21 protein-coding genes are annotated in these 21720 nt (G+C 71.8%); 4 read left to right on the forward strand and 17 right to left on the reverse strand.

Features of this window, described 5'->3' with window-relative positions; all coding sequences use genetic code 11:
• Nucleotides 1-966 precede the first annotated feature (966 nt).
• The 10 genes from AB0F91_RS29105 to AB0F91_RS29150 all read right to left on the reverse strand — a co-directional run bounded on the left by AB0F91_RS29105 (nucleotide 967) and on the right by AB0F91_RS29150 (nucleotide 9539).
• Nucleotides 967-1815: a DivIVA domain-containing protein gene (locus AB0F91_RS29105; RefSeq protein ID WP_360602485.1), complete on the reverse strand. Its 849-nt coding sequence runs from the start codon at nucleotides 1813-1815 to the stop codon at nucleotides 967-969.
• 52 nt (nucleotides 1816-1867) lie between these two features.
• On the reverse strand, nucleotides 1868-2143 hold the full coding sequence (locus tag AB0F91_RS29110) for a YggT family protein (RefSeq protein WP_091616814.1): 276 nt from the start codon (nucleotides 2141-2143) through the stop codon (nucleotides 1868-1870).
• Nucleotides 2144-2269: 126 nt separating this feature from the next.
• Nucleotides 2270-2866 (reverse strand): cell division protein SepF, encoded by a 597-nt coding sequence (gene sepF / locus AB0F91_RS29115; RefSeq protein ID WP_360602487.1) that lies wholly within the window; start codon nucleotides 2864-2866, stop codon nucleotides 2270-2272.
• An 80-nt stretch (nucleotides 2867-2946) separates the two neighbouring features.
• Nucleotides 2947-3690, reverse strand: coding sequence for a YggS family pyridoxal phosphate-dependent enzyme (locus AB0F91_RS29120; protein WP_360602489.1), 744 nt, complete (start codon nucleotides 3688-3690; stop codon nucleotides 2947-2949).
• Between the two features lie 70 nt (nucleotides 3691-3760).
• A complete protein-coding gene (gene pgeF, locus AB0F91_RS29125) occupies nucleotides 3761-4468 on the reverse strand; it encodes a peptidoglycan editing factor PgeF (protein ID WP_360602492.1) in 708 nt (235 codons plus the stop codon).
• 74 nt (nucleotides 4469-4542) lie between these two features.
• Nucleotides 4543-5844 (reverse strand): cell division protein FtsZ, encoded by a 1302-nt coding sequence (gene ftsZ, locus AB0F91_RS29130; protein WP_360602494.1) that lies wholly within the window; start codon nucleotides 5842-5844, stop codon nucleotides 4543-4545.
• A 318-nt stretch (nucleotides 5845-6162) separates the two neighbouring features.
• Nucleotides 6163-6927 (reverse strand): anti-sigma factor, encoded by a 765-nt coding sequence (locus AB0F91_RS29135; protein ID WP_360602496.1) that lies wholly within the window; start codon nucleotides 6925-6927, stop codon nucleotides 6163-6165.
• Nucleotides 6924-7532 carry an ECF RNA polymerase sigma factor SigK gene (gene sigK / locus AB0F91_RS29140; protein ID WP_360602498.1) on the reverse strand — a complete coding sequence of 203 codons (609 nt, stop codon included), beginning with the start codon at nucleotides 7530-7532 and terminating at the stop codon, nucleotides 6924-6926. Before sigK ends, AB0F91_RS29135 begins: the two co-directional genes overlap by 4 nt.
• Entirely contained in the window at nucleotides 7525-8259 is a 735-nt protein-coding gene (locus AB0F91_RS29145; RefSeq protein WP_360602736.1) for a DUF1365 domain-containing protein, read from the reverse strand. The genes sigK and AB0F91_RS29145 overlap by 8 nt, the downstream gene beginning before the upstream one ends.
• Nucleotides 8253-9539, reverse strand: coding sequence for an FAD-dependent oxidoreductase (locus AB0F91_RS29150; protein ID WP_360602500.1), 1287 nt, complete (start codon nucleotides 9537-9539; stop codon nucleotides 8253-8255). The genes AB0F91_RS29145 and AB0F91_RS29150 overlap by 7 nt, the downstream gene beginning before the upstream one ends.
• 82 nt (nucleotides 9540-9621) lie before the next feature.
• Here AB0F91_RS29150 and AB0F91_RS29155 point away from each other — a divergent pair, with 82 nt between their 5' ends.
• Both AB0F91_RS29155 and AB0F91_RS29160 read left to right on the forward strand, forming a co-directional pair.
• Entirely contained in the window at nucleotides 9622-10890 is a 1269-nt protein-coding gene (locus AB0F91_RS29155) for a cyclopropane-fatty-acyl-phospholipid synthase family protein (RefSeq protein WP_360602502.1), read from the forward strand.
• The gene (locus AB0F91_RS29160; RefSeq protein WP_360602739.1) at nucleotides 10890-11675 is read left to right on the forward strand and encodes a DUF1295 domain-containing protein; all 786 of its coding nucleotides are present in this window, start codon (nucleotides 10890-10892) and stop codon (nucleotides 11673-11675) included. Before AB0F91_RS29155 ends, AB0F91_RS29160 begins: the two co-directional genes overlap by 1 nt.
• Here the strand turns inward: AB0F91_RS29160 and AB0F91_RS29165 are convergent.
• Nucleotides 11662-12171, reverse strand: coding sequence for a DinB family protein (locus tag AB0F91_RS29165; RefSeq protein ID WP_360602504.1), 510 nt, complete (start codon nucleotides 12169-12171; stop codon nucleotides 11662-11664). The genes AB0F91_RS29160 and AB0F91_RS29165 overlap by 14 nt on opposite strands.
• 135 nt (nucleotides 12172-12306) lie before the next feature.
• On the opposite strand from AB0F91_RS29165, the gene AB0F91_RS29170 reads away from it, so the two are divergent.
• Together AB0F91_RS29170 and AB0F91_RS29175 are read left to right on the forward strand one after the other, a co-directional pair.
• Nucleotides 12307-12741: an OsmC family peroxiredoxin gene (locus AB0F91_RS29170; RefSeq protein WP_360602506.1), complete on the forward strand. Its 435-nt coding sequence runs from the start codon at nucleotides 12307-12309 to the stop codon at nucleotides 12739-12741.
• 520 nt (nucleotides 12742-13261) lie between these two features.
• Nucleotides 13262-14470: an MFS transporter gene (locus AB0F91_RS29175; protein WP_360602508.1), complete on the forward strand. Its 1209-nt coding sequence runs from the start codon at nucleotides 13262-13264 to the stop codon at nucleotides 14468-14470.
• Nucleotides 14471-14501: 31 nt separating this feature from the next.
• On the opposite strand, the gene AB0F91_RS29180 is transcribed toward AB0F91_RS29175, so the two are convergent.
• The 6 genes from AB0F91_RS29180 to murD form a co-directional block, all read right to left on the reverse strand.
• Nucleotides 14502-15335 carry an NAD(P)H-binding protein gene (locus AB0F91_RS29180; protein ID WP_360602510.1) on the reverse strand — a complete coding sequence of 278 codons (834 nt, stop codon included), beginning with the start codon at nucleotides 15333-15335 and terminating at the stop codon, nucleotides 14502-14504.
• Between the two features lie 82 nt (nucleotides 15336-15417).
• The gene (locus tag AB0F91_RS29185; protein WP_360602512.1) at nucleotides 15418-16287 is read right to left on the reverse strand and encodes an FtsQ-type POTRA domain-containing protein; all 870 of its coding nucleotides are present in this window, start codon (nucleotides 16285-16287) and stop codon (nucleotides 15418-15420) included.
• Entirely contained in the window at nucleotides 16284-17693 is a 1410-nt protein-coding gene (murC, locus tag AB0F91_RS29190; protein ID WP_360602514.1) for a UDP-N-acetylmuramate--L-alanine ligase, read from the reverse strand. The genes AB0F91_RS29185 and murC overlap by 4 nt, the downstream gene beginning before the upstream one ends.
• Entirely contained in the window at nucleotides 17686-18810 is a 1125-nt protein-coding gene (gene murG / locus AB0F91_RS29195) for an undecaprenyldiphospho-muramoylpentapeptide beta-N-acetylglucosaminyltransferase (protein WP_360602516.1), read from the reverse strand. Before murG ends, murC begins: the two co-directional genes overlap by 8 nt.
• Nucleotides 18807-20312, reverse strand: coding sequence for a putative lipid II flippase FtsW (ftsW, locus tag AB0F91_RS29200; protein ID WP_360602518.1), 1506 nt, complete (start codon nucleotides 20310-20312; stop codon nucleotides 18807-18809). Before ftsW ends, murG begins: the two co-directional genes overlap by 4 nt.
• Nucleotides 20299-21705, reverse strand: coding sequence for a UDP-N-acetylmuramoyl-L-alanine--D-glutamate ligase (gene murD, locus AB0F91_RS29205; protein ID WP_360602741.1), 1407 nt, complete (start codon nucleotides 21703-21705; stop codon nucleotides 20299-20301). Before murD ends, ftsW begins: the two co-directional genes overlap by 14 nt.
• Nucleotides 21706-21720 lie beyond the last annotated feature (15 nt).

Raw genomic sequence — 21720 nt, forward strand, 5'->3', positions numbered from 1 at the left:
CTCGCCCAGCCGACCCGCCCCCACCGGCCCGGCCCTCACGAGTCGGCTGCGACGGCAGCGACACCAGCCGCGTCGGGCGCACCACCTGACCCCGTCGCACCAGCCACTCGCCCGACGAACCGCAGCTCTCGCGCGTCCGCTGCACCGAGGACCACCGAGTGTGTGCCACCGCGCTCATCCAGCCGACTCGCTCCCACCGATGCGGCGCTCACGAGTCGGCCGCGACGCGAAGCCACCCGGGCCGGGCGCACCACCCGACCCAGCCGACCCGATCACCTCACCCGGCCACGCCCCCAACGAACCACAGCTCTCGCGCGTCCGCCGCACCCACGACCACCGAGCGTGTGCCACCGCCCTCACCCAGCCGACCCGGCTCCCACTGATCCGGCGCGCACAACTCGGCCGCGACGCGAAGCCACCCGGGCCGGGCGCACCGCCCGAGGCGGACCACTCCACCCGGCCACGCCCAACGAGCCTCGGCTCTCGCGCGTCTGGCGCGTCGGGGATGCGCGGCGGGGGGGGAGCCTCAGGTCACGAAAGTCGGGTCGGGCCCCGGGCGCGTCGCGGCCGCCGAAGCGGACCGGGCGCACACCGGTCTCGCACAGCGCGAGCAAGCCGGCGCACTCCGTGCGCACCACGGCGAAGCGAGACCGGAAAATCGCCAGGTCACCCCGAAGAACTGCTGATCAAGGTCAGCCCGAACGGGCAGTTTCCCGGCCCGAAAGCCCACCCCGGAATTCACGCCCGCGACATTCCGTGCGCATTCCATCACCGAATGCGCAGGGTCATTCCGGGGCTGTCGAAAACGCCGATCACGAATTGCCACTGCCCGACTACCGAAACTGCGGAAACCGCAGGACGACCGGCCCGTCGACGCGCATGACGAAGCCCCGCCGGATCCCAGGTGGCTGGGATCCGGCGGGGCGTCAACAAGTCAGAGACTCAGACGGGCGGCGAAGAAGACCCTCAGCCGGCTTCGGCGCGAGGGCCGAAGGAGTAGCCCTGGCCGCTGTTGGAGCCGGAGGACTGGCCCGAGTTCGACGACGCCGAGGCCGGAGCCGCGGAGCCGCGATCGTCGAGTTCGCGCAGCTGGGACTCGAGGAAGCCGCGCAGGCGAGTGCGGTACTCGCGCTCGATGGTGCGCAGCTCTTCGATCTTCTTGCCCAGCGAACCCTTCTCGGCGTTCAGGTTGTTCATCGTCTCGGTGTACTTGCGCTGCGACTCACGTTCCATGGTGGTCGCCTTGTCGCGCGCCTGGCGCTCCAGCGTCTCGGCGCGCGTGCGCGCGTCGTTCAGCATGGTCTCGGCGCGGGTGCGCGCCTCGTTGACCATCGAGTCGGACTTCGCCCTGGCGTCGGAAAGCAGCTGCTCGGACTTGGTCCGCGCCTCCGCCAGCATGCCGTCGGACTCGGTCTTCGCCTCGGCGGTCAGCCGGTCGGCCATCTCCTGGGCGAGGCCGAGGACCTTGGCGGCCTGCACGTTCGGCTCACCACTGTCGGCGACCATCGAGTGCGCCTGCGTCTGCTCCATCGCCGAGGCCGGCGGCGGCACGGGCGCCAGGCGGCGGGACGGCTCGTCCCTCCCTGGCGGAGGGCCGCTCACCTTCGCGTTCTCGAGCTCGCTACGGGTCGACTCCAGCTCGTTGTCGAGCTGTTCGACCTGCTGGCGCAGCTCGTTGTTGTCCTCGATCAACCGGGCAAGCTCGGTCTCCACCAGGTCGAGGAACGCGTCCACCTCGTCCTCGTTGTAGCCCCTCTTGCCGATGGGCGGCTTGCTGAACGCGACGTTATGCACGTCAGCGGGGGTCAACGACATCAGATCACCTCACGCACTCCATGGCCTGCAGGGTCCACCCAAGTTTCCCCGATCACCTGGGAGTTGCCAGTTGCATCGCGAAGAACACAACCAACAGCAGCACCATAATCGATAAGTCCAGTCCCATCCCGCCGATCCGAACCATCGGGATCATTCGTCTGAACAGACGAACCGGCGGGTCGGTCACTGTGTAGATGGTCTCGAGCGTGACCGCAACCCCTCCGGCGGGACGCCACTCTCGTGCGAAGGTCCGCACGAGCTCGATCACGATACGCGCCGTCAACAGAAGCCAGAAGGCGAACAGCACGTACCAGACCACCAGCCACACAGCATTCACTCGACCACTCTAGCGGGGGACGCCGGGGGAAGTCGCAGCCAGCGGCCCCGGCGTGGCGCCGAGTCGACAAAATCACGTCTGGCTGCGCCCAGCGGTCCGCCGGGCTTCAGCCGCACTTCAGCCGCGCAGGAAAAGTCCGCCCTCGGCGATCCGCCGGCGATCCTCGGCGGTCACGTCGACATCCGGCGGTGAGAGAAGGAACACCTTGTTGGTGACCTTGTCCATCGACCCCCGGAGCGCGAACGCGAGCCCCGCGGCGAAGTCGACGAGCCGCTTGGCGTCCGCGTTCTCCATCTCCGTGAGGTTGATGATCACGGGGATACCCTCGCGGTAGTGCTCGCCGATCGCGCGCGCCTCGACGTAGCTCGTCGGGTGCAGCGTGGTGATGCGGCTCAACGGATCGCGGACGGGCGCGCGCACGGGCTCGGTGACCGGCCGCAGCCGGGCGACGGGCTCGGGCTGGCGGTCCACGGCGAGAGCGCCGTGCGTGGTCGGTTCCGCAGCGGTGACCGATCGTGACCGGGCCCGCGGAGCGGGCTCGTCGTACGTGTCATCGGCCTCACGGTACCGTGAGCGCGACCGCGCCGGCGGCTCGTCGTAGGACTCGTACTCGTCGTCGTAGTCACGCCGGTAGTCCTCGTCCTCGACGTCGTAGCCGTCCTCGTCCGCGGGCACCATCCCGAAGTAGGCCTTCAGCTTCTGCAGCGCGCTCATGCCTCTCCCTAGCCCTAACCGCTCCCGCACCGTGCTACCCCACCCGACCGATCACGAAACGTGACGGCCACGCGGACTCCCTACGGCGAGGCTAAACCGCGTCCACCGAGCAGCGCGGTTCCGACACGCACACACGTCGAGCCGTGCGTGATCGCCTGTTCGAGATCATGGCTCATCCCGGCGGAGACTTCCGCGGCATTCGGGTGATCTTTGCGAAGTCGGTCCGAGACCTGGGCAAGCAGGGCAAAGGCCCTGCCCGGATCCTCTTCCCGGGGTGCGACGGCCATCACGCCACGCAACCTGAGTTCCCCCACGTGAGTGATGTGGTCGGCCAGCGCGGCGACGTCGGACGGGGGGGTGCCGCCCCGCGCCGGGTCGCCGTCGAGGCTCACCTGGATCAACACGTCGAGCGGATCGGACCGCTCCCCCGCCTCACGCGCGGTGTCGGCCGCGCGGCCCAGCGCGTCGGCCAGGCGCACCGAGTCGACCGACTGGACTTCCGCCGCCCAGCGCACGACCGAGCGCGCCTTGTTGCGCTGGAGGCTGCCGACCATGTGCCACCGCGGCGCGGCGTCCGGGCGCAGCCGCCCGACCTCCAAAGCCTTCGGGCCGGCCTCCTGGTCACGGTTCTCGGCCAGGTAACGCAGTCCCAGATCCACCAGGAGCGCCGCGTCGGACGCCGGGAACGTCTTGGTCACCGCGAGCAACCGCACGTCGTCACGCGCCCGTCCGGCGGCCGCGCAGGCCGCGGCGATCCGGTCCTCGATCGCGGCCAGCGAGGCCGCCAGCTCTTCGCGGCGCACGTCGCTCTCGCCACTCGTCACGCCGCCTCCAGTGTTCCGCGGGACACCCGCACCCGGTCGGCGGCCCGAGCAGGCCGGGGCGATCGTGAAGTCATGCCGCCTCCAGCCACGTGATCCCGGCGATCCGGCCGGTGGTCCCGTCGCGCCGGTAGCTGAAGAGCGTCTTGTCCTCCGCCGTGCACCGCGGATCCACGCCGATGCGCCCGACGCCGAGCCCGGCCAGCTGACGCCACAGCCCGGCGCGCAGGTCGAGCCCCGTGGTGCCCCGGCGGGTCTTGCAGGCGCTGCCGGGCACGTGCTTCTCGACGTCGGCCGCCATGTCGGCGGGCACCTCGTAACACGCGCCGCAGATCGCCGGGCCGAGCAGCGCCTCGATGCGGGCCGGTTCGGCGCCGAGGCCGCGCATGGCCTCCACCGCCGCCGGGACCACACCGATCCGCGCGCCCACGCGCCCGGCGTGCACCGCCGCCACCACGCCCGCCTCGGGGTCGGCCAGCAACAGGGGCACGCAGTCGGCGACGAGGACCACGAGCGCGACGCCCGGCTTGTCCGTCACCAGTGCGTCGGTGGCCTCCGCCGCCCGGGTCTCGGTGCCGTCCACCACGGTCGCCGTGCGGCCGTGCACCTGCTCCATCCACGCCAGCCGCTCCTCCGCGAGGCCGAGCTCGGAAGCCAGCCGCTTGCGGTTCGCGAAGACGTTGCCCTCTTCGTCCCCGACGTGGTCGCCGAGGTTGAAGCTGTCGTATGGCGGCCGGGAAGCCCCGCCCGCCCTGGTCGTCACGACTCGTCGTACTCGCACCCCGCCATCCTTCCAAAACACGTCGAAGGCCACCTCGACGGCGGGTCGAGGTGGCCTTCGCGGTGAACGGGTTCCTACCGGCGCATGAACGGCGGCACGTCGACCTCGTCGTCCGACGGGTCGTCGTGCACCGTGGCCGGACGGCTCGGCAGGCTGCCGGACGTGGGCCCGGAGCCGATCGGCGAGTAGCCGCGCGAGCCGCCGCCCGGCTGGGGCAGGCCGCCCGGCGGGGTGCCGGGCTGCGGCAGCGGCGGCTGGGTGCGCGGCGGCGCCACCGGGTAGCCGGAGCTGCTCGCCGGCGGCACCGGCGTGGCGCCGCCCGGCGGTGCGGGCGGCTGCGAGCCGCCCACGTGCCCGGCCGAGGCCGACGCCGTGGTGCCGCCCGAACGCGAGCCGAACGCCGGCGGGTCGAGCTTCTTGTGCGTGGGCGCGCCGGCGTCGAAGCCGGCCGCGATCACCGTGACACGGACCTCGTCGCCGAGGGAGTCGTCGATGATCGTGCCGAAGATGATGTTGGCGTCGGGGTGCGCCGACTCCTGCACCAGCGACGCGGCCTCGTTGATCTCGAACAGGCCCAGGTCCGAGCCGCCCGCGATCGACAGCAGCGCGCCGTGGGCGCCGTCCATCGACGCCTCGAGCAGCGGCGAGTTGATCGCCTTCTCCGCCGCCTGGATGGCGCGGCCCTCGCCGCGCGCCGAGCCGATGCCCATGAGCGCGGACCCCGCGCCGGACATCACGCTCTTCACGTCGGCGAAGTCGAGGTTGATCAGACCGGGCGTGGTGATCAGATCGGTGATGCCCTGGACACCGGACAGCAGCACCTCGTCTGCGGAGCGGAACGCGTCCATGAGGGACACGCCGATGTCGCCGAGCTGCAGCAGCCGGTCGTTCGGGATCACGATCAGCGTGTCGCACTCGTTGCGCAGCGACTGGATCCCGTCCTCGGCCTGCTTGCCGCGGCGTTTACCCTCGAAAGTGAACGGGCGGGTCACCACGCCGATGGTCAGCGCGCCCAGCTTGCGGGCGATCTGCGCGACCACGGGGGCGCCACCGGTGCCGGTGCCACCACCCTCGCCGGCGGTCACGAACACCATGTCGGCGCCCTTGATGACCTCTTCGATCTCCTCGCGGTGGTCCTCGGCGGCCTTCTGCCCCACCTCGGGGGCGGCGCCGGCACCGAGACCGCGGGTCAGTTCCCGGCCGATGTCGAGCTTGACGTCGGCGTCGGACATGAGCAGTGCTTGCGCGTCGGTGTTCACCGCGATGAACTCGACACCCTTGAGGCCGACCTCGATCATCCGGTTCACGGCGTTCACGCCGCCGCCGCCGATGCCGACGACCTTGATCACCGCAAGGTAGTTGTGCGGGGGCGTCATCGTGGCCGCCTTCCTGATCGTGATGTGCTCGTGCTGCCCACCGGGGCCGCAACCCTGACCCTCAACCTGAGAATGAGAGTTATGTCAACCACCGGCGCTAGAGCAGGACGGTAGGCACCAGGCAGGTTCTAATCCAGTAGCCACGCCGTGTGCGGCAAAGGTGTTTTGCCACAACGCGAACCAGCGCGCAAGGCCGGGAACCCGGTCGCCCCGTGATCCACCCGTCTGCTATGGCAACGGAGAAACACGGAAACGGCGGCACCGGCGGGAAACCGGTACCGCCGCTCTCGGCAGTGTCACCGCAGCGGCAGCACCAGATCAGGCCGGCATCGACATCACGAGAACCACGTCGTCCGAAGGCTTTCCGGTGGGCGAGCCGCCGGCCTGTTCCACGCTGATCGCGAACTGGTCCGCGCCGGCCAGCCCGTCGGCCACCACCAGAGACCCCGCGGGTCCGCCCGGCAGCAGGCCGGCCGGGCGCGGCGCGAGGTTCGGGCCCATCAGCCACGCCTGGTAGACGTGCCCCGCGGGATACGGCGGCAGGTCCGACTCCATGAACATCATGCGGTCGAGCCGCTTCGACACCACCACCGTGCCCCCGCCCCCGCCGGGCGCGGTGCCGTGGATCGCCTGCGCGTCCGGTGCGGCCAGGATCTCCGCGACGGGCTGGTAGCGCACGCGCGCCTGGTCCAGCTGCGACTGCGCCGCATCGAGGCGCCCCTGCGTGGTCGCGGCGAGCCCGCCGAACACGCCGGCGAGCGCGAGACCCACCACCGCGGCCGCCGTGGCCAGGATCAGCGGCCAGCGGCGGCGGCCGCGCGAACGCTCCCCCGGTTCGGGCCCGGACAACGGCGGCAGCTGCGGCGTCGAGCGCATCTCGGCGACCACGCGCGCCTTCAGCGACGCGGGCGGCTCCTCGGCCATCGCCGCGCCGAGCCGGCCCGCGGTGGCCCGCAGCTCGCGGACCTCCTGCGCGCAGGCCGCGCATTGTTCGAGGTGCCGGCGGAACAGGGCGCGCTCGGTGTCCGACAGGGCGTCGAGCGCATAGGCACCGGTCAACGTGTGCATCTCCGGCGAGTTCACGCGGTCACCCCCAGGCAGTCGCGCAGCCGGATCAGCCCGTCGCGCACCCTCGTCTTGATCGTCCCCTGCGGAGTCGCCAGCACGTCGGAGACCTCGCGGTAGGTGTAGCCCTGGTAGTACGCCAGGAGCACCGACTCGCGCTGCAGCTCCGTGAGCGACCTGAGGCAGCGGCGCACCTGCGAGCGCTCCAGCCGGGCGGTGACCGACTCGGCCACCTCGTCGAACGGCCGGCCGCGCGCAGCCTCGAACGTCGCCTTCTGCTCGCGTTCGGTGCCGGCCCGCGCGGAGCGCACCCGGTCGACGGCGCGGCGGTGCGCCAGCGTCATCGCCCAGTTGAGCGCGCTGCCCTTCTCGGGCGAGTAGCGCGTGGCGGTCCTCCAGAGCTCGACGAGCACCTCCTGCGTCACCTCCTCGGACTGGGCCGAGTCGCGCACGATCCGCCGCACGAGGCCGTAGACCGGTCCCGCGAGCTGGTCGTAGAGCAGCTCGAACGCCCGCTCGTCGCCCTTGGCGACCTGGGCCATGAGGTCCTCTGCCGTGGGCGCCGCGTGCTCGGCGCCCACCGGCACGGCCGCGACCGGGCGCGGGCGGGCGGTCTCATCCATGGCGCGCTCCTGACGAGTTCTGCGGGGTCCGGGTGGCCACCGGGGCCTTGCGCAGCCACAACGCGACGCCGTGGCGGCGGATCAGCGCGGCCACGCGCTGCGGCTGCAGAGGCCGGCCGAGCACGAGCCGCGCGAGCGAACGCGCGCCGGCCGGCCTGCGGACTCCTCGCAGCGTAGCGAGCAACGGCGTCTTCGCGCCTTGATGCAACGCGACGGTGAGGTCGAGCAGCGCATCCGGCCGCGGCAGGCGCATGCGGTACTCCCCCGTCATCTCCTGGAACGGCGACACGTAGAACTCCTTCTCCGCGCGGGACTCACCCGCCGCATCGGGGCGCAGCAGGTACGCGTGCCGCCCGCCGTAGGTGTTGTGGACTTCCGCGACGACGCACTCGAGCGCGCCGTCCGGCGTGTGGCACCAGTAGACGGTGATCGGGTTGAACACGTACCCCAGCACGCGCGCCGCCGCGAGCATCGTCACCGGCCCGCCGCGCAGGTCCACCCCGAGGCGGGCCAGCCAGCGGTCCAGTTTGGACCGGATGTCGCCCGCGTCGCCGGGCTCGAAGTGGTCGCGGCCGTCGAAGGTCGCGAACGGCCGCAGCCACCACGGCAGCCGCGCCGGCGAGTCGAGGTCGGTGAACCACAGGTACAGCTTGTGCACGAACGCGTACGGCGGATCCGCGAGGCGCACGTGGCCGACTGTGGCGTCGTACAGCGCGGCGGTCACCAGTCCACCCCGAAGCTCGCGGCCGCGCGGACGCCCGACGAGCAGCCGTCCTCGTGGAACCCCCAGCCGTGGTAGGCGCCGGCGTAGGCGATGACCCCGTCGTTCAACGCGGCGAGTTTCCGTTGCGCGGCAACAGATTCCGGCGTGTAGACGGGATGCTCGTACGTCATTTTCGCGACGACGGACGAAGCGTCGGGCTCGTCCCGCGGGTTGAGCGTGACGACGTAGCCAGCGGGCTCCTCGAGGCGCATCAGGCGGTTCATGTCGTAGCTCACCTGCACGGCGTCGCTGCCGGCGCCGCACACGGGCGTGCGGTAGTTCCAGCCGGACCGGGCGGCCTCGGCGGACGGCAGCACGCTCGTGTCGGTGTGCAACCAGGCGTCGTTGTGGGAGTAGCGGAACGCGCCGAGCACCTCGCGCTCGGCGGGCGTCGGGTCGGCCAGCAGCCGCAGCGCCTGGTCGGCGTGGGTGGCGACCACGACCCGGTCGACCCGGTAGCGGGTGTCGGCGTCGTCGCGGATCTCGATGCCGCGCGCGGTTCGCCGCACCGAGCGCACCGGCGTGGACAGGTGCACGGCGGTGAGCTGCTTCGCGGCCAGCTCCACGTACTCGCGCGAGCCGCCCTCGACCGTCCGCCACGCCGGCGAGTTCTTCACCGTCAGCATCCCGTGGTTGCGCAGGAACTCGAACAGGTAGCGCGCCGGATACTTCAGCGTGTCGGTGCGGTCGGCCGACCAGACGGTGGACACGAGCGGCAGCACGAAGTGGTCCACGAAGTAGCGCGAGTACCCGCCGATCGCGAGGAACGCGCCGAGGCCCACGTCGCCGGCGTCCTCGCGCTGCAGCAGCCGCGCCGCGTGCCGGTGGAAGCGCTTGACCTCGGTGAGCATGCGCAGGTAGCGGTGGTCGGTGGCGTTGCGCCGCTGCGCGAACAGCCCGCGCACGCCCTTGGCGCCGGCGTACTCGAGGCCGCACCCGTCGCAGCGGATGCTCATCGACATCTCGCTCTCGCGGGTGCGCACGCCGAGCTCGCCGAACAGGCGCAGCAGCGTGGCGTACGTGCGTTCGTTGTGGACGATGAAGCCGGTGTCCACGCCGATCGTGCCGCCGTGGGCGCTGGGCAAGTCGTGGGTGTGGGCGTGCCCGCCGAGCCGGGGGTCGGCTTCGAACAGCAGCACCTCGTGGCCGCGCTGCAGCAGGTATGCGGCGGTGAGGCCGGCGACCCCGCTGCCGATGACAGCGATGCGGTGTCGGTGGGGGTGGTGTCCCGTTGTCTGGTGCACGGCAGGGATTCGGGACCGGTGCCACTGTGGATTGGTGGGGATCGGGACCCATCCCCGCGGCCGGGGGTTTCGAACCCCGGGTATGCCGAACAGCACCGCGAACCGCTTGGCCACCTTCGTCGAACGCCTTCTCGGCGCGCCGCTGCCCATCGCCGTCCGCACGTGGGACGGCGAGCGCGTGGGCCCCGAGGGCCCGACCGTCGTCCTGAAGAACCGCCGCGCGCTGCGCCGGCTGCTCTACGCACGGGGCGAGCTGGGCCTGGCGCGCGCCTACGTGTCGGGTGACCTCGACGTGGAAGGAGACCTCGCCGAGGGGTTTCGGCGGATCTGGGCGCTGACTCGTTCGGGCGAGCTGAGGAGGGTACAGCTCGCCCCGCGGGACTGGGCCGGCGCGGCCGGGCTAGCCGCGCGCCTGGGCGTGCTGGGCCTGCCGCCGAAACCGCCCGCGGAGGAGGCGAGGCTGACCGGCGTGCTGCACAGCCTGCGGCGCGACCGGTCGGCCATCGCCCACCACTACGACCTGTCCAACGCCTTCTACCAGCTGCTGCTCGACGACTCGATGGCCTACTCGTCGGGGTACCGGACGTCGGAGGAACCCGGCTACGGCCTCGCGCAGGCGCAGCACGACAAGCTGGAGCTGATCTGCCGCAAGCTCGGCCTGCGCCCAGGCATGCGGCTGCTCGACGTGGGCTGCGGCTGGGGTTCGCTGCTGGTGCACGCGGCCAAGCACCACGGCGTGCACGCGGTGGGCGTGACGCTGTCGGCCCAGCAGGTGCAGCACGTGCGGGGGCGCCTGGCCCAGCACGACCTCGAAGACCGCGTCGAGGTGCGGCAGCAGGACTACCGGGAGCTGACGGGCGAGCCGTTCGACGCCGTCGCGTCCGTAGAGATGGGCGAGCACGTCGGTGAAGAGAACTATCCGACGTACGCGAATACGCTGTTCCGCATGCTGAACCCGGCCGGGCGGCTCGTGCTGCAGCAGATGTCGCGCGGGGCGGTCGCGCCCGGCGGTGGCGCGTTCATCGAGCGCTACATCGCCCCCGACATGACGATGCGGCCCCTGAGCCGCACGCTCGGCCACCTCGAGACAGCCGGGTTCGAGATCCGCGACGTGCACGCGCTGCGGGAGCATTACGTGACGACCGTGCGTGAATGGGCCGAGACCCTGGAGTTCCACTGGGCCGAGGCCGTCGCGCTGGTCGGCGAGGCCGAGGCCCGCGTGTGGCGGCTCTACCTCGTGGGCGGCGCGCTGGCGTTCGAGGAGAACCGCATGGGCGTGGACCAGATCCTGGCCGTGCGGCCCACCGAAACCGGCGAAAACGGGCTGCCGCCCACGCGGGAGTGGGCGTGATCGGCCTCGGCCCGCTCGTCGCGATCACCGCCGGCGTGGTGCTGGTGGCGGTGACGGTGACGTTCGGGATCGCCCGGCTGCGGGGCCGCTACGACACCATCGACACGTTCTGGGGACTCGGTTTCGCCCTGGTCGCCGTGGTCGCGTTCCCGCTGGGCAGCGGACCACTTGTGCTGCGGCTGGTCACGGCCGCGCTCACGGTCGTGTGGGGTGTGCGGCTCGCCGTCCACCTGCACCTGCGCAACCGCGGCGGCGGCGAGGACCCGCGCTACCAGCGGATGGTCGAACGCGCCGGCGACAACCCGGGCGCGCGGATCTTCGTCCGGGTCTACCTCGTGCAGGCCGTGATCCTGTGGTTCGTCTCGCTGCCGGTGCAGTTCGCGATGTACGGCACCGGCCTCGGTGTGCTCGGCTGGATCGGCGTGGCGGTGTGGGTGCTCGGCTTCACCTTCGAGTCCGTCGGCGACGCCCAGCTGAGCCGGTTCCGCGCGGACCCGGACAACCGCGGCAAGGTGCTCGACACCGGGCTGTGGCGCTACACGCGGCACCCGAACTACTTCGGCGACGCCTGCGTCTGGTGGGGCCTGTACCTGCTGGCGTGCTCGACGTGGCCCGGCGCGGCGACGATCCTCTCGCCGATCGCCATGACGTTCACCCTCGCGCGCGGCAGCGGGAAGCCGATGCTGGAGAAGAGCATGGCGCGCACGCGGCCGGGTTACGCGACGTATGTGAAGCGCACCAGCGGGTTCGTCCCGTTGCCGCCGAAGAAGCTCACTCGCCGGTGAGACCGTCGGTCAGCTCGCGCAGCAGGTCGAGGTGGCCGAGGTGGCGGGCGGTCTCCTCGATCATGTGCGTCACGACCCAGCGCACGTTCAGCTGCCGTTCGCCTTTGTGGAGCACGGTGTCGGTGAACTCGCGCGCCGCCACGACCTCGCGGCAGCGCGCGGTCTCCGCTTCGTAGGCGGCCACGAGCTGCTCGATCGGGGTAGCGAGCGCCGCCCGGAACTCGGCGTCGCGGTCGAGCTCCAGGGCCTCTTCCCACTCGTCGGGCTGACCGTCGAGCACCACGCGGAACCAGTAGTTCTCCACGAGCGTGAGGTGCCCGAGCAGGCCGGCGATGGTGGTCAGCTCGCTAGGCAGGTGGCGGCGGCGGGCCTGCTCGTCGGTGAGCCCGCCGCACTTCCACACGACGCTCGCGCGCAGGAAGTCGAGGAAACCGGTGAGCTGGGTGCGCTCGTCGGCGTCCATGGGCGGCTCGGGGCGTTCCGGTGGTGTGGTCACGAGGTGCAGCCTTCCGCACCGGGCAATCTTTTTTTGTCAGTTAGGTTGCGCGCAATCTGATCGCGCACTATGTTGATGGACAGACGTACCACAGCGATCCCCCACCCCGGAGGATCCGGCACCGAGGAGGCAGTTGTGCCCAGCCGCGACGCGACGACCCACTGGACCGGCGGACTGCAGAAGGGCAAGGGGGAGGTCACGCTCGACTCGTCCAACGCCGGCACGTTCGAGGTGTCCTTCCCCACCCGCTCGGGCAACCCCGACGGCCAGACCAGCCCCGAAGAGCTCATCGCCGCCGCGCACTCCTCTTGCCTCGCGATGAACCTCTCGGGCGTGCTGGAGTCGCAGAAGCTCCAGGCGGAGTCCATCGACGTCTCCGCCGAGGTCACACTCGGCCCGGCTCAGGGCGGCGGCTTCGAGATCAGCGGGATCGCCATCACCCTGCGCGCGAAGCTCGACGGCGTGACGCCGGAGCAGTTCGCGGAGCTGGCCGAGACCGCCGAGAAGACCTGCCCGGTCTCCAAGGCCCTCGCCGGCACCACGATCACGATGGACGCGGCGCTCGCCTGATTCACCACGCGGTGAAGGCCGCCCCTCCGGCCGGAGGGGCGGCCTTCACCGTTTTGTCCGGTCGACGAGGGCGTACCGCCCTGCTTGACGCCGGTGTGGCACGGCCCGCGATCCCCTTCGTGAGCATGCTCCGACGCGGTCGCGCAGGCCGTCGGCGACTCGGCCCCTGCCCACCCCACTGCCCGCTCGCGAATGACCGCAGCGGACCCGAGGCTGCCCTCGGCTCCCGCCCAGCAGCCCGGCGCCGACCAGCAGGCGCGACAGCCGACGGGCCACCGGCAACTCGGCCCCCTCACCCCACCGCCATACCCGCGTCCGCACGCGCGCGGCCGCGGCGGATGGCCCGGCCCGCTCGGACCACTGTCCACTGTGGCCGGAGCGGGCTCCGGGTAACCCGGACACGCCGGGCGGAAACCGGCGGCGCACAAGCGCTTCCGGGTCGTGCAGATCACCCCGGACGCCGGTTACCGGCTGTTAGACTGGGGAACCGGTTGTTCCGGTTGTCGAGAACGAGGTGCCCGTGGCCCAGCCCGAAGCCGAGACCACGTCACCCCCGGCGCCTCAGCAGGCGCCACCCTCGTGGCTCGTCCTGCTGCTCGCCGTCTCTTGTGGACTGACGGTCGCGAATCTCTACTACGCGCAGCCGTTGCTCAATGAGCTGCGCACCACGTTCGGTGTCGGCGAAGCCGCGGCCGGCGGTGTGGTCACCGCCACTCAGATCGGCTACGCGGCGGGCATGCTCCTGATCGTCCCGCTCGGCGACCGCGTGGAGAACCGCAGCCTGGTGTCACTGCTGCTGGCCATCGCGTGCGCCGGACTGGTCGCCACCGGCCTCGCGCCGCAGTTCTCCGTGCTGCTGATCGCGTCGCTCATCGCCGGCTCGACGTCGGTGGTGGTGCAGATCCTGATCCCGCTCACGGCCGACCTCACGCCCGACGCCGTGCGCGGGCGCATCGTCGGGCGCGTGATGAGCGGACTGCTGTTCGGCATCCTGCTCTCCCGTGTCGCCGCGAGCCTGCTCGCCGAGGTCACGACCTGGCGGGTCGTGTTCCTGATCTCGGCCGGGCTGATGGCGATCCTCGCCGTGGCACTGCGCTTCAGCCTGCCGCGGCGCGCGCCGAAGACATCCGTCCACTATGGAGAGCTGCTGCGCTCCACGCTGCGGCTCGCCCGCGACCACCCGGCGCTGCGCCGCCGCGCGCTGTACCAGGCCGCGCTCTACTCGGTCTTCAGCGCCTTCTGGACCACGATCGCGTTCGTGCTCACCTCCGCGCCGTTCCACTACTCGCAGCTGGGCGTCGGGCTGTTCGCGCTCGTCGGCGCGGCCGGGGCCGCGATCGCGCCGCTCGCCGGGCGCTGGGCTGACCACGGCCACGGTCGCGTGGCCACCGGCGCGTCCTTCCTGCTGTGCGCCGCGGCGTTCGCCGTCGGCGGGTTCGGCGCGCACAGCGTGCTCCTGCTCGCCGTGGCGGCGATCGCCCTCGACATGGCCGTGCAGACCACGATGGTGTCGGGCCAGCACGTGATCTACCAGCTCGACCCGAACGCCCGCGCCCGCGTGAACAGCATCTACCTGGCCACGTTCTTCGTGGGCGGGGCGATCGGGTCGGAGATCGGCTCGGTCCTCTACCACCTGGGCGGCTGGACGGCCGTTGCGGTGTTCGGCGCCGTCATCCCGCTGATCGCGCTGGCGTGGTGGACGACCGAACGGCGCTCGGTTGACAGCTGAGAGCCGGCAACCGAGTACCGACGACTGAGGCTCAGGAGAACGCGCCGGTGTGGCGCGCGGCCCACTCGGCGTAGGTCACCCCGCGGTGGCCCAGCAGGTCCTCGACCACCCCGGTCGGCGCCACCGGACGCTCCACCGCGGCGGCGAACCCGTCGAGCAGCCAGTCGGCGATCTCGCCCGGGATCCCCAGCCCGACCCACTCGGCGCGCTGCTGCTCCCGGGTCAGCTCCACGAACGGCACGTCGCGGCCCAGCGCTTCGGCGATTTTCCGGGCCATCTCCCGTAGCGTGAGCGCCTCCGGTCCACTGAGGACATACGTCCGCCCGTCGTGGCCCTCGGTGGTGAGCACGTGCGCGGCGACGGCCGCGATGTCGGCCAGGTCGATCGGCGTCTGCGTCGCTTCCGCATACGCGGTGCGGATCTCCCCGTGCGTGTGCACGGAATACGCCCAGCCGAGCGAGTTCGCCATGAACACCCCCGGCCGCAGGAACGTCCGGGCGAACCCGGCCGTCGTCACCGCGGCCTCCACCGCCGCGAACTCCGGTCCGCTCGACCCGTCGTGCTCGTCCCCGACGCTGCTGCCGGACAGCGCCACCACCCGCCGCACCCCTGCCTCGGCGGCCAGCTCGCAAAACCGCGTGACCGTGCGCGCCATTGGCGCGAGGTACACGTCCTCGACGCCTTCGAGCGCCCGCGGCAGCGTCGACGGCCGCGCGAGCGAACCCACGATCACCTCGACCCCGGCCGGCAGCGCCGCCTGCTCGGGATCCTTCGTCAGCGCGCGCACCGCCGCGCCACGGGCCAGGAGTTCGTCGACCACGAGCCGCCCGACGTTTCCGGTGGCACCTGTCACCAGAATCGGCATGCTCCCCACTTCCTCTCGTATGCCGTACGGAATTAAACAGCGTACAGCATACGGAGAAGATGGTGCCAGTGGAAAAGCCAGGTCAGGACGTGATGGTCGGCAGCTCGGGCGCCGAGACGTCGTAGACCTTGCCCTTCTGGGTGAGCAGGGCGGCCAGCACCTTCGCCTTGCGGTCGGTCTTGCCGGCATCGCCCCAGCGGACCGTCTTGCCGTCGGCGAGGGTGAACTGGACGCTGGCCGGTGTCTGGGCCGTCGCGGTGGTGACCTGCTTGAGCAGCGCGTGCGGGATCACGCCGAGCACGGCGGTCACCGCACGCGTCACCGGGTCATCGGCTGACACCTTGGGCAGCTTCAGCTCCGGCAGCCCCGCCGGGCGTGTCATCACGGTCTTGAACACGACCCCGGCGCCGTCGACGAGGTGCACCCCGTCACCGCCCGGGCCGCTGTCGAAGAACGCGATGGCCGTGCGCTCGGTCACCGTGATCTCCACGGTGTTGGGCCACGAGCGCGACACGTCCACGGTCGCGACCCCCGGCATCTCCGCCACCCGGTCGCGGATCCCGTCGACGTCGACGAGCAGCATCGGCTTGTCGGCCGGCACGGCGGCGACGGCACGGATCTGCTCCGCCGACACGGTTTTCGCGCCCTGCACCGCCACGTCCTTCACCCCGAGCATCGAGCTGAAGAACAGCAGGTATCCGAGAGCCACGAGCGTGACGACCATGAGCAGTGCGACCCAGCGGCGCCGGATCTCCTTCTTCCGCGTCGGACGCGCGCGCAGGTTCTCCACTCGAGCCGCCCGGCCCGAGCGCGGCGCCGACGAGCGGCTCGAGCGGGTGCGGCGGCGCTCCTCTTCCGAGCGCCGCCCCCGCCGGGCGCGGACCAGGGCCGCGCGATCCCGCTCGTCCTCTTCGGACGAGGGCGGGTTGCGGCGCTCCCTGGTCGACGTCATGCGCTCGCGGTCCTCCGGTCGAGCTCGGCCAGGATCTCCGGGCCCAGCTGTGTCACGTCACCCGCGCCCATGGTCACCACGAGATCACCCGGCTTCACGAGGTCGGCCACGAGCTTCGCCGCGAGGTCGAACGCGGGCTGGTAGTGCACCGGGCTCGTCACGCCGTCGGCGATCAGGGCGCCGGTCACGCCCGGCACCGGCTCTTCGCGAGCGCCGTACACGTCGAGCACCACGACCTCGTCGGCGAGCGACAGCGCCTCGGCGAACTCCTCCGCGAACGTCTGCGTGCGCGAGTACAGGTGCGGCTGGAACACCACGAGCACGCGGCCGAGCCCGGCCGCCGTGCGCACAGCCTTGAGCTGCGCGGCCACCTCGGTCGGGTGGTGGGCGTAGTCGTCGTACACGCGGACGTCGCCGGAGCGGCCCTTGAACTCGAAGCGGCGGCGCACCCCGCCGAACGCGGCGAGCCCCTCGGCCAGGCCGGCCACCGGCGCGCCCAGCTCGAGTCCGGCCAGCAGGGCGGCGACCGCGTTGAGCGCCATGTGCTCGCCCGGCACGGCTACGCGCAGGTCGAGCTCCTCGCCGTCGAGCGACAGCCGCACCTGGCCGCCGTCCGGGGCGGGCTTGTAGTCGAGCACGCGCACGTCGCCCTCGGCGGTGGCGGTGCGACCGTAGCGGCGCACGCGCACGTCTTCGGCGGCCGCCGCGTCGCCCAGCGTCGCGGCGCCCCGGTCGTCGGCGCACACCACGAGCAGGCCACCCGGCTGCAGACGCCCGACGAATTCGGTGAACACCTTCACGTAAGCCTCGGCGGTGCCGTGGTGGTCCAGGTGGTCGGGCTCGACGTTTGTCACCACGGCGACCGACGGCGAGTACGTCAGGAACGAGCCGTCGCTCTCGTCGGCTTCCGCGATGAAGACCCCGCCCTCGCCGTGGTGCGCGTTGGCACCCGACTCGTTGAGGTCGCCACCGATCGCGAACGACGGGTCAAGCCGGCAGTGCTGCAGCGCGACGGTGAGCATCGACGTGGTCGAGGTCTTGCCGTGCGTGCCGGCGATGCAGGCCACGCGGTGGCCCTCCATCAATCCCGCGAGCGCCTGCGCGCGGTGCAGCACGGGGATGTCGCGCGCACGGGCCGCGGCCAGCTCCGGGTTGGACTCCTTGATCGCCGTGGACACCACGACGGCCGACGGGGCCTGGGCGAGCGTGTCGAGGTTCTCCGCGCGCTGGCCCACGAACAGCTCGGCGCCCTGGGCGCGCAGCGACAGCAGCGCGCGCGATTCCTTGGCGTCCGAACCGGACACGGCCGCCCCGCGGGCGAGCAGGATCCGCGCGATGCCGGACATGCCGGCTCCGCCGATGCCGATCAGGTGCGCGCGGCGCAGTTCTTCAGGCAGCTCAGGCACCTGCGGCCTCCAGCACGATCTTGGCGAGCGTCTCGTCGGCCTCGCGGTGTCCCATCCCCACGGCGGCCTCGCTCATCGTGGCGACGCGCGCGGCGTCGGTGACCAGCGGCACCACCAGCTCGGCCACCTTGGCCGGGGTGAGCTCGCCGTCTGGCACCAGGAAGGCGGCACCCGCGTCGACGGCGGGCTGCGCGTTCACAGCCTGCTCGCCGTTGCCGTGCGGCAGCGGCACGAACACGGCCGGCAGTCCGACGGCGGACACCTCGGCCGCGGTCATCGCGCCCGAGCGGCACAGCACCACGTCTGCCGCGGCGTAGGCGAGGTCCATGCGTTCCAGGTAGGGCACCGGCACATACGCCGGCTTGCCCTGGAACTCGTGCACCACCAGGGTGTTCTTCGGGCCGTGGGCGTGGAGCACGCCGACGCCGGCCTCGGCCAGCTCCTTCGCGGCACCGGACACGGCGCTGTTGATCGACTGCGCGCCCTGCGAGCCGCCGAACACCAGCAGCGTCGGGGCGTCCGGGTCGAGGTCGAAGAACTTGCGGGCCTCGGCGCGCAGCGCGGCGCGGTCGAGGGACGTGATGGACCGGCGCAGCGGGATCCCGACGACCTCGGCCTTCGGCAGCGGCGTGCCCGGCACGGCGACGGCGACGCGCGCGGCGAAGCGGGCGCCCACCTTGTTGGCCAGGCCCGGCGACTTGTTGGCCTCGTGCACCACGATCGGCGTGCGGCCCCGCGCGGCGAGGTACGCGGGCAGCGCGACGTAGCCGCCGAAGCCCACCACGACGTCGGCGCCGACGCGCTCCAGCACGTCGCGGGTCCGGCGCACGGAGTCGCGGACCTTCAGCGGGAGCCGCAGCAACTCCGGGGTCGGCTTGCGTGGCATCGGCACCGGCGGGATGAGCTCCAGCGGGTAACCGCGAGCCGGCACCAGCTTGTTCTCCAGGCCGCGCGCCGTGCCCAGCGCGATCACCTTCGCGTCGGGGCGCAGCCGCATGACGGCGTCGGCCAGGGCGAGGGCGGGTTCGATGTGTCCTGCGGTGCCACCTCCGGCGACGACCACCACGGGCACCTTGCCCGAGGGGGATCGCTCGGCTCCCTTGACGGGGTTACTCACCAATGACCTCTCCGGTTCGCGGTACCCCTGGCACCGCGGTTCGCTGTTGTCCGCGCCGCGTTCGTCCGTGCGGCAGTGCTGCGCCGCGTCGGCTGACGGACCGACCTGCGGCGCTCTTGCGCCGGTGCGGGCCGGGCCGCGCGTGGCGCCGGCCGGGCCGCCTTGGCCCCCGAACCGGTCCCCCGCCCGGCCAGTCCCTTGCGGGTGGTCGTGGGCGGGCGGTACGGGTCGGGCGCGGGCAGCCTCAGCAGGCGTCCGAATTTACCCGGGCCCTGCGAACGCAGCGCGGCCACCGCCTCCGGTTCGTGCCGGGCGGCGTTGGCCAGCACGCCCATGATGAGCATCGTGATGAGCAGCGAGGTGCCGCCGTAGGAGATCAACGGCAGCGTGACGCCCGTGACGGGCAGCAGGCCGACGACGTAGCCGATGTTGATGGCGGCCTGCGCGACCAGGAACATCGTGAGCGTGCCCGCGACGATCCGGATCCACGGGTCGATGTTGCGCGTCGCGATCCGCAGCCCGACCACCGCGACCAGCGAGTACAGGGCGAGCACCACGGCGCAGCCGACGAAGCCGAGCTCCTCGCCCACGAGCGCGAAGATGAAGTCGTTCTGCACGTTGGGCAGGTAGCCCCAGTTGGAGGCGCCCTGGCCGAGGCCTTTGCCGAACAGGCCGCCGTCGGCGAGCGCGAGCTTCGCCTGGTTGGCCTGGTAACCGGCGGAGCTGAGGTCGGTGTCCGGCGAGAGGAACGACAGCACGCGGTCGAGCCGGTACGGCGCGATGATCGCCAGCACCAACACGCCGGCCAGACCACCGGCCATGATCACGCCGAAGAGCCGTTTGGGTGCGCCCGCGAACCACAGCAGAGCCAGCAGCACCACGGCGAGGGTGACCGTGCCGCCGAGGTCGGGTTGCAGCATGACCAGGGCGAACATCACGAGTGCGACCGGGACGACCGGCACGAGCAAGTGGCGCCACTGGTGGATGACGTTGTACTTGATCACCAGGATGTGCGCACCCCAGAACGCCAGCGCGACCTTCGCGGCCTCCACCGGCTGGAACGTGAACACGCCGAGCTTGAACCAACCCTGCGAGCCGTTCACGGTGGACCCCAGCGGCGTGAGCACCAGCATCAGCAAGCCGAGGCAGATCACCACCATGGTCGCCGACATCCGGCGGATGCGCTCGAGCTTGATCCGCAGACCGACCCAGAACACCACGGTGCCGATCGCCACGAACATCAGCTGGCGGTAGAACAGCGAATACACGCTACTGCCGGTGGTCGGGTCGTAGGAGGCGACCGACGACGCCGAAAGCACCATCACGATGCCGATCACGGTGAGCACCCCGGTGAGGGCGAGCACGAGGTGGAACGACGCCAGCGGCCGCGAGAGCCAGGCCGTGAGCGCGGTCCGGAAGGCCACGAACGGGCTTACCTTGCGCTCGCGCCGGTTCGGCCGCTCGGGCCGGTCCTGGGTCCGCTTCTCGTCAACTACCGTCATTCGCCGCCCCCGCCGCACCGCCCGCGAGGACACGCACCGCCGCGATGAACGCGTCGCCGCGCTCGCCGTAGTTGCGGAACATGTCCAACGAGGCGGCGGCGGGCGCGAGCAGCACCACGTCACCAGGGTGAGCCATCGCGCTGGCCGCATCCACCGCCGCAGTCATGGGTTCATCGTCACCCGGACGGAGGCGGTTCACCGGGACATCCGGCGCGTGTCGCGCAACAGCGGCTGCGATCACGGGTGAATCCACGCCGAGTAGCACAACTCCGCGCAGCCTGCCGGCGATCGAGGCCACGAGTTCGTCGACCGCAGCGCCCTTGAGCTGGCCCCCGGCGATCCACACGATGCTCTCGTGGGCCCGCAGCGAGCCGCTCGCGGCGTGCGGGTTGGTGGCCTTCGAGTCGTTCACGTAGCGCACGCCGCCGATTTCGGCGACCTCCTGTGCGCGGTGCGGCGCCGGCTGGTACTCGCGCAGCCCCTTGAGCACGGCCTCGGTCGACACCCCGTGGGCGCGCGCGAGGGCGGCGGCGGCCAGCGCGTTGGCGACATTGTGCGGCCCAGCCGGGCGCACGTCGGCGATGGTCGCCAGCTCTTCCGCGCTCGTGGCGGGATCGGCGACGAACGCGCGGTCCACCAGCAGGTCCTCGACCAGGCCCAGCTCACCCGCGTGCGGCGTGTCCAGGCGGAACCCGACACGGCGGGCGCCCGCGGGCGCGTGTTCCTCGGCGAGGCGGGTGGACCACTCGTCGTCGGCGTTGTGCACGACCACGCGCGAGCGCTCGTGCGCCCGCCCCTTCGCAGCGCCGTACTCCGCCATCGAGCCGTGCCAGTCGATGTGGTCCTCGGCGAGGTTGAGCACCACCGACGCGTCGGGCGCGACGGTCGAGGACCAGTGCAGCTGGAAGCTGGACAGCTCCACGGCAAGCACGGCGTGGCCGGCCCGCACGGCGTCGAGCACCGCGTAGCCGACATTGCCACAGGCCACGGCGTCGACCCCGCCCGCTTGCAGCATCGACTCGAGCATGCCGACGGTGGTGGTCTTGCCGTTCGTACCGGTGATCACCAGCCACGACGGCGGCCGCTCGCGCAGCTGTCCGACCCGCCACGCCAGCTCGACGTCGCCGATCACCTCGACGCCGGCGGCCGCCGCGGCGGTCAGCAGCGGCGACGTGGGCCGCCAGCCCGGGCTCGTCACCACGAGCACGGTGCCCGGCGGCGGTTCGCTGAGGCCCGGCACCAGCTCGGCCCCGAGGCCGGCCAGCTCTTCGAGCCGCTCGGCGTTGCCGTCGGTGACCGTCACGTGAGCGCCCAGCTCCCGCAGGACCGGCACCACCGACTTCCCGGTGACGCCGGCGCCCGCCACGAGCACGTTCTTGCCTTCGAGCAGCAGCTCCCTGTCGGTCAA

Source organism: Amycolatopsis sp. NPDC023774 (assembly GCF_040639695.1).
GTDB lineage: Bacteria > Actinomycetota > Actinomycetes > Mycobacteriales > Pseudonocardiaceae > Amycolatopsis.

Excerpts from the sequence above, each read along its gene's own strand:
- ftsZ (WP_360602494.1), bottom strand. The coding sequence starts at position 5,844 with ATGACGCCCCCGCACAACTACCTTGCGGTGATCAAGGTCGTCGGCATC.
- sigK (WP_360602498.1), bottom strand. The coding sequence starts at position 7,532 with ATGGATGAGACCGCCCGCCCGCGCCCGGTCGCGGCCGTGCCGGTGGGC.
- AB0F91_RS29155 (WP_360602502.1), top strand. The coding sequence starts at position 9,622 with ATGCCGAACAGCACCGCGAACCGCTTGGCCACCTTCGTCGAACGCCTT.
- AB0F91_RS29185 (WP_360602512.1), bottom strand. The coding sequence starts at position 16,287 with ATGACGTCGACCAGGGAGCGCCGCAACCCGCCCTCGTCCGAAGAGGAC.
- sepF (WP_360602487.1), bottom strand. The coding sequence starts at position 2,866 with ATGAGCGCGCTGCAGAAGCTGAAGGCCTACTTCGGGATGGTGCCCGCG.
- AB0F91_RS29105 (WP_360602485.1), bottom strand. The coding sequence starts at position 1,815 with ATGTCGTTGACCCCCGCTGACGTGCATAACGTCGCGTTCAGCAAGCCG.
- ftsW (WP_360602518.1), bottom strand. The coding sequence starts at position 20,312 with ATGACGGTAGTTGACGAGAAGCGGACCCAGGACCGGCCCGAGCGGCCG.
- AB0F91_RS29180 (WP_360602510.1), bottom strand. The coding sequence starts at position 15,335 with ATGCCGATTCTGGTGACAGGTGCCACCGGAAACGTCGGGCGGCTCGTG.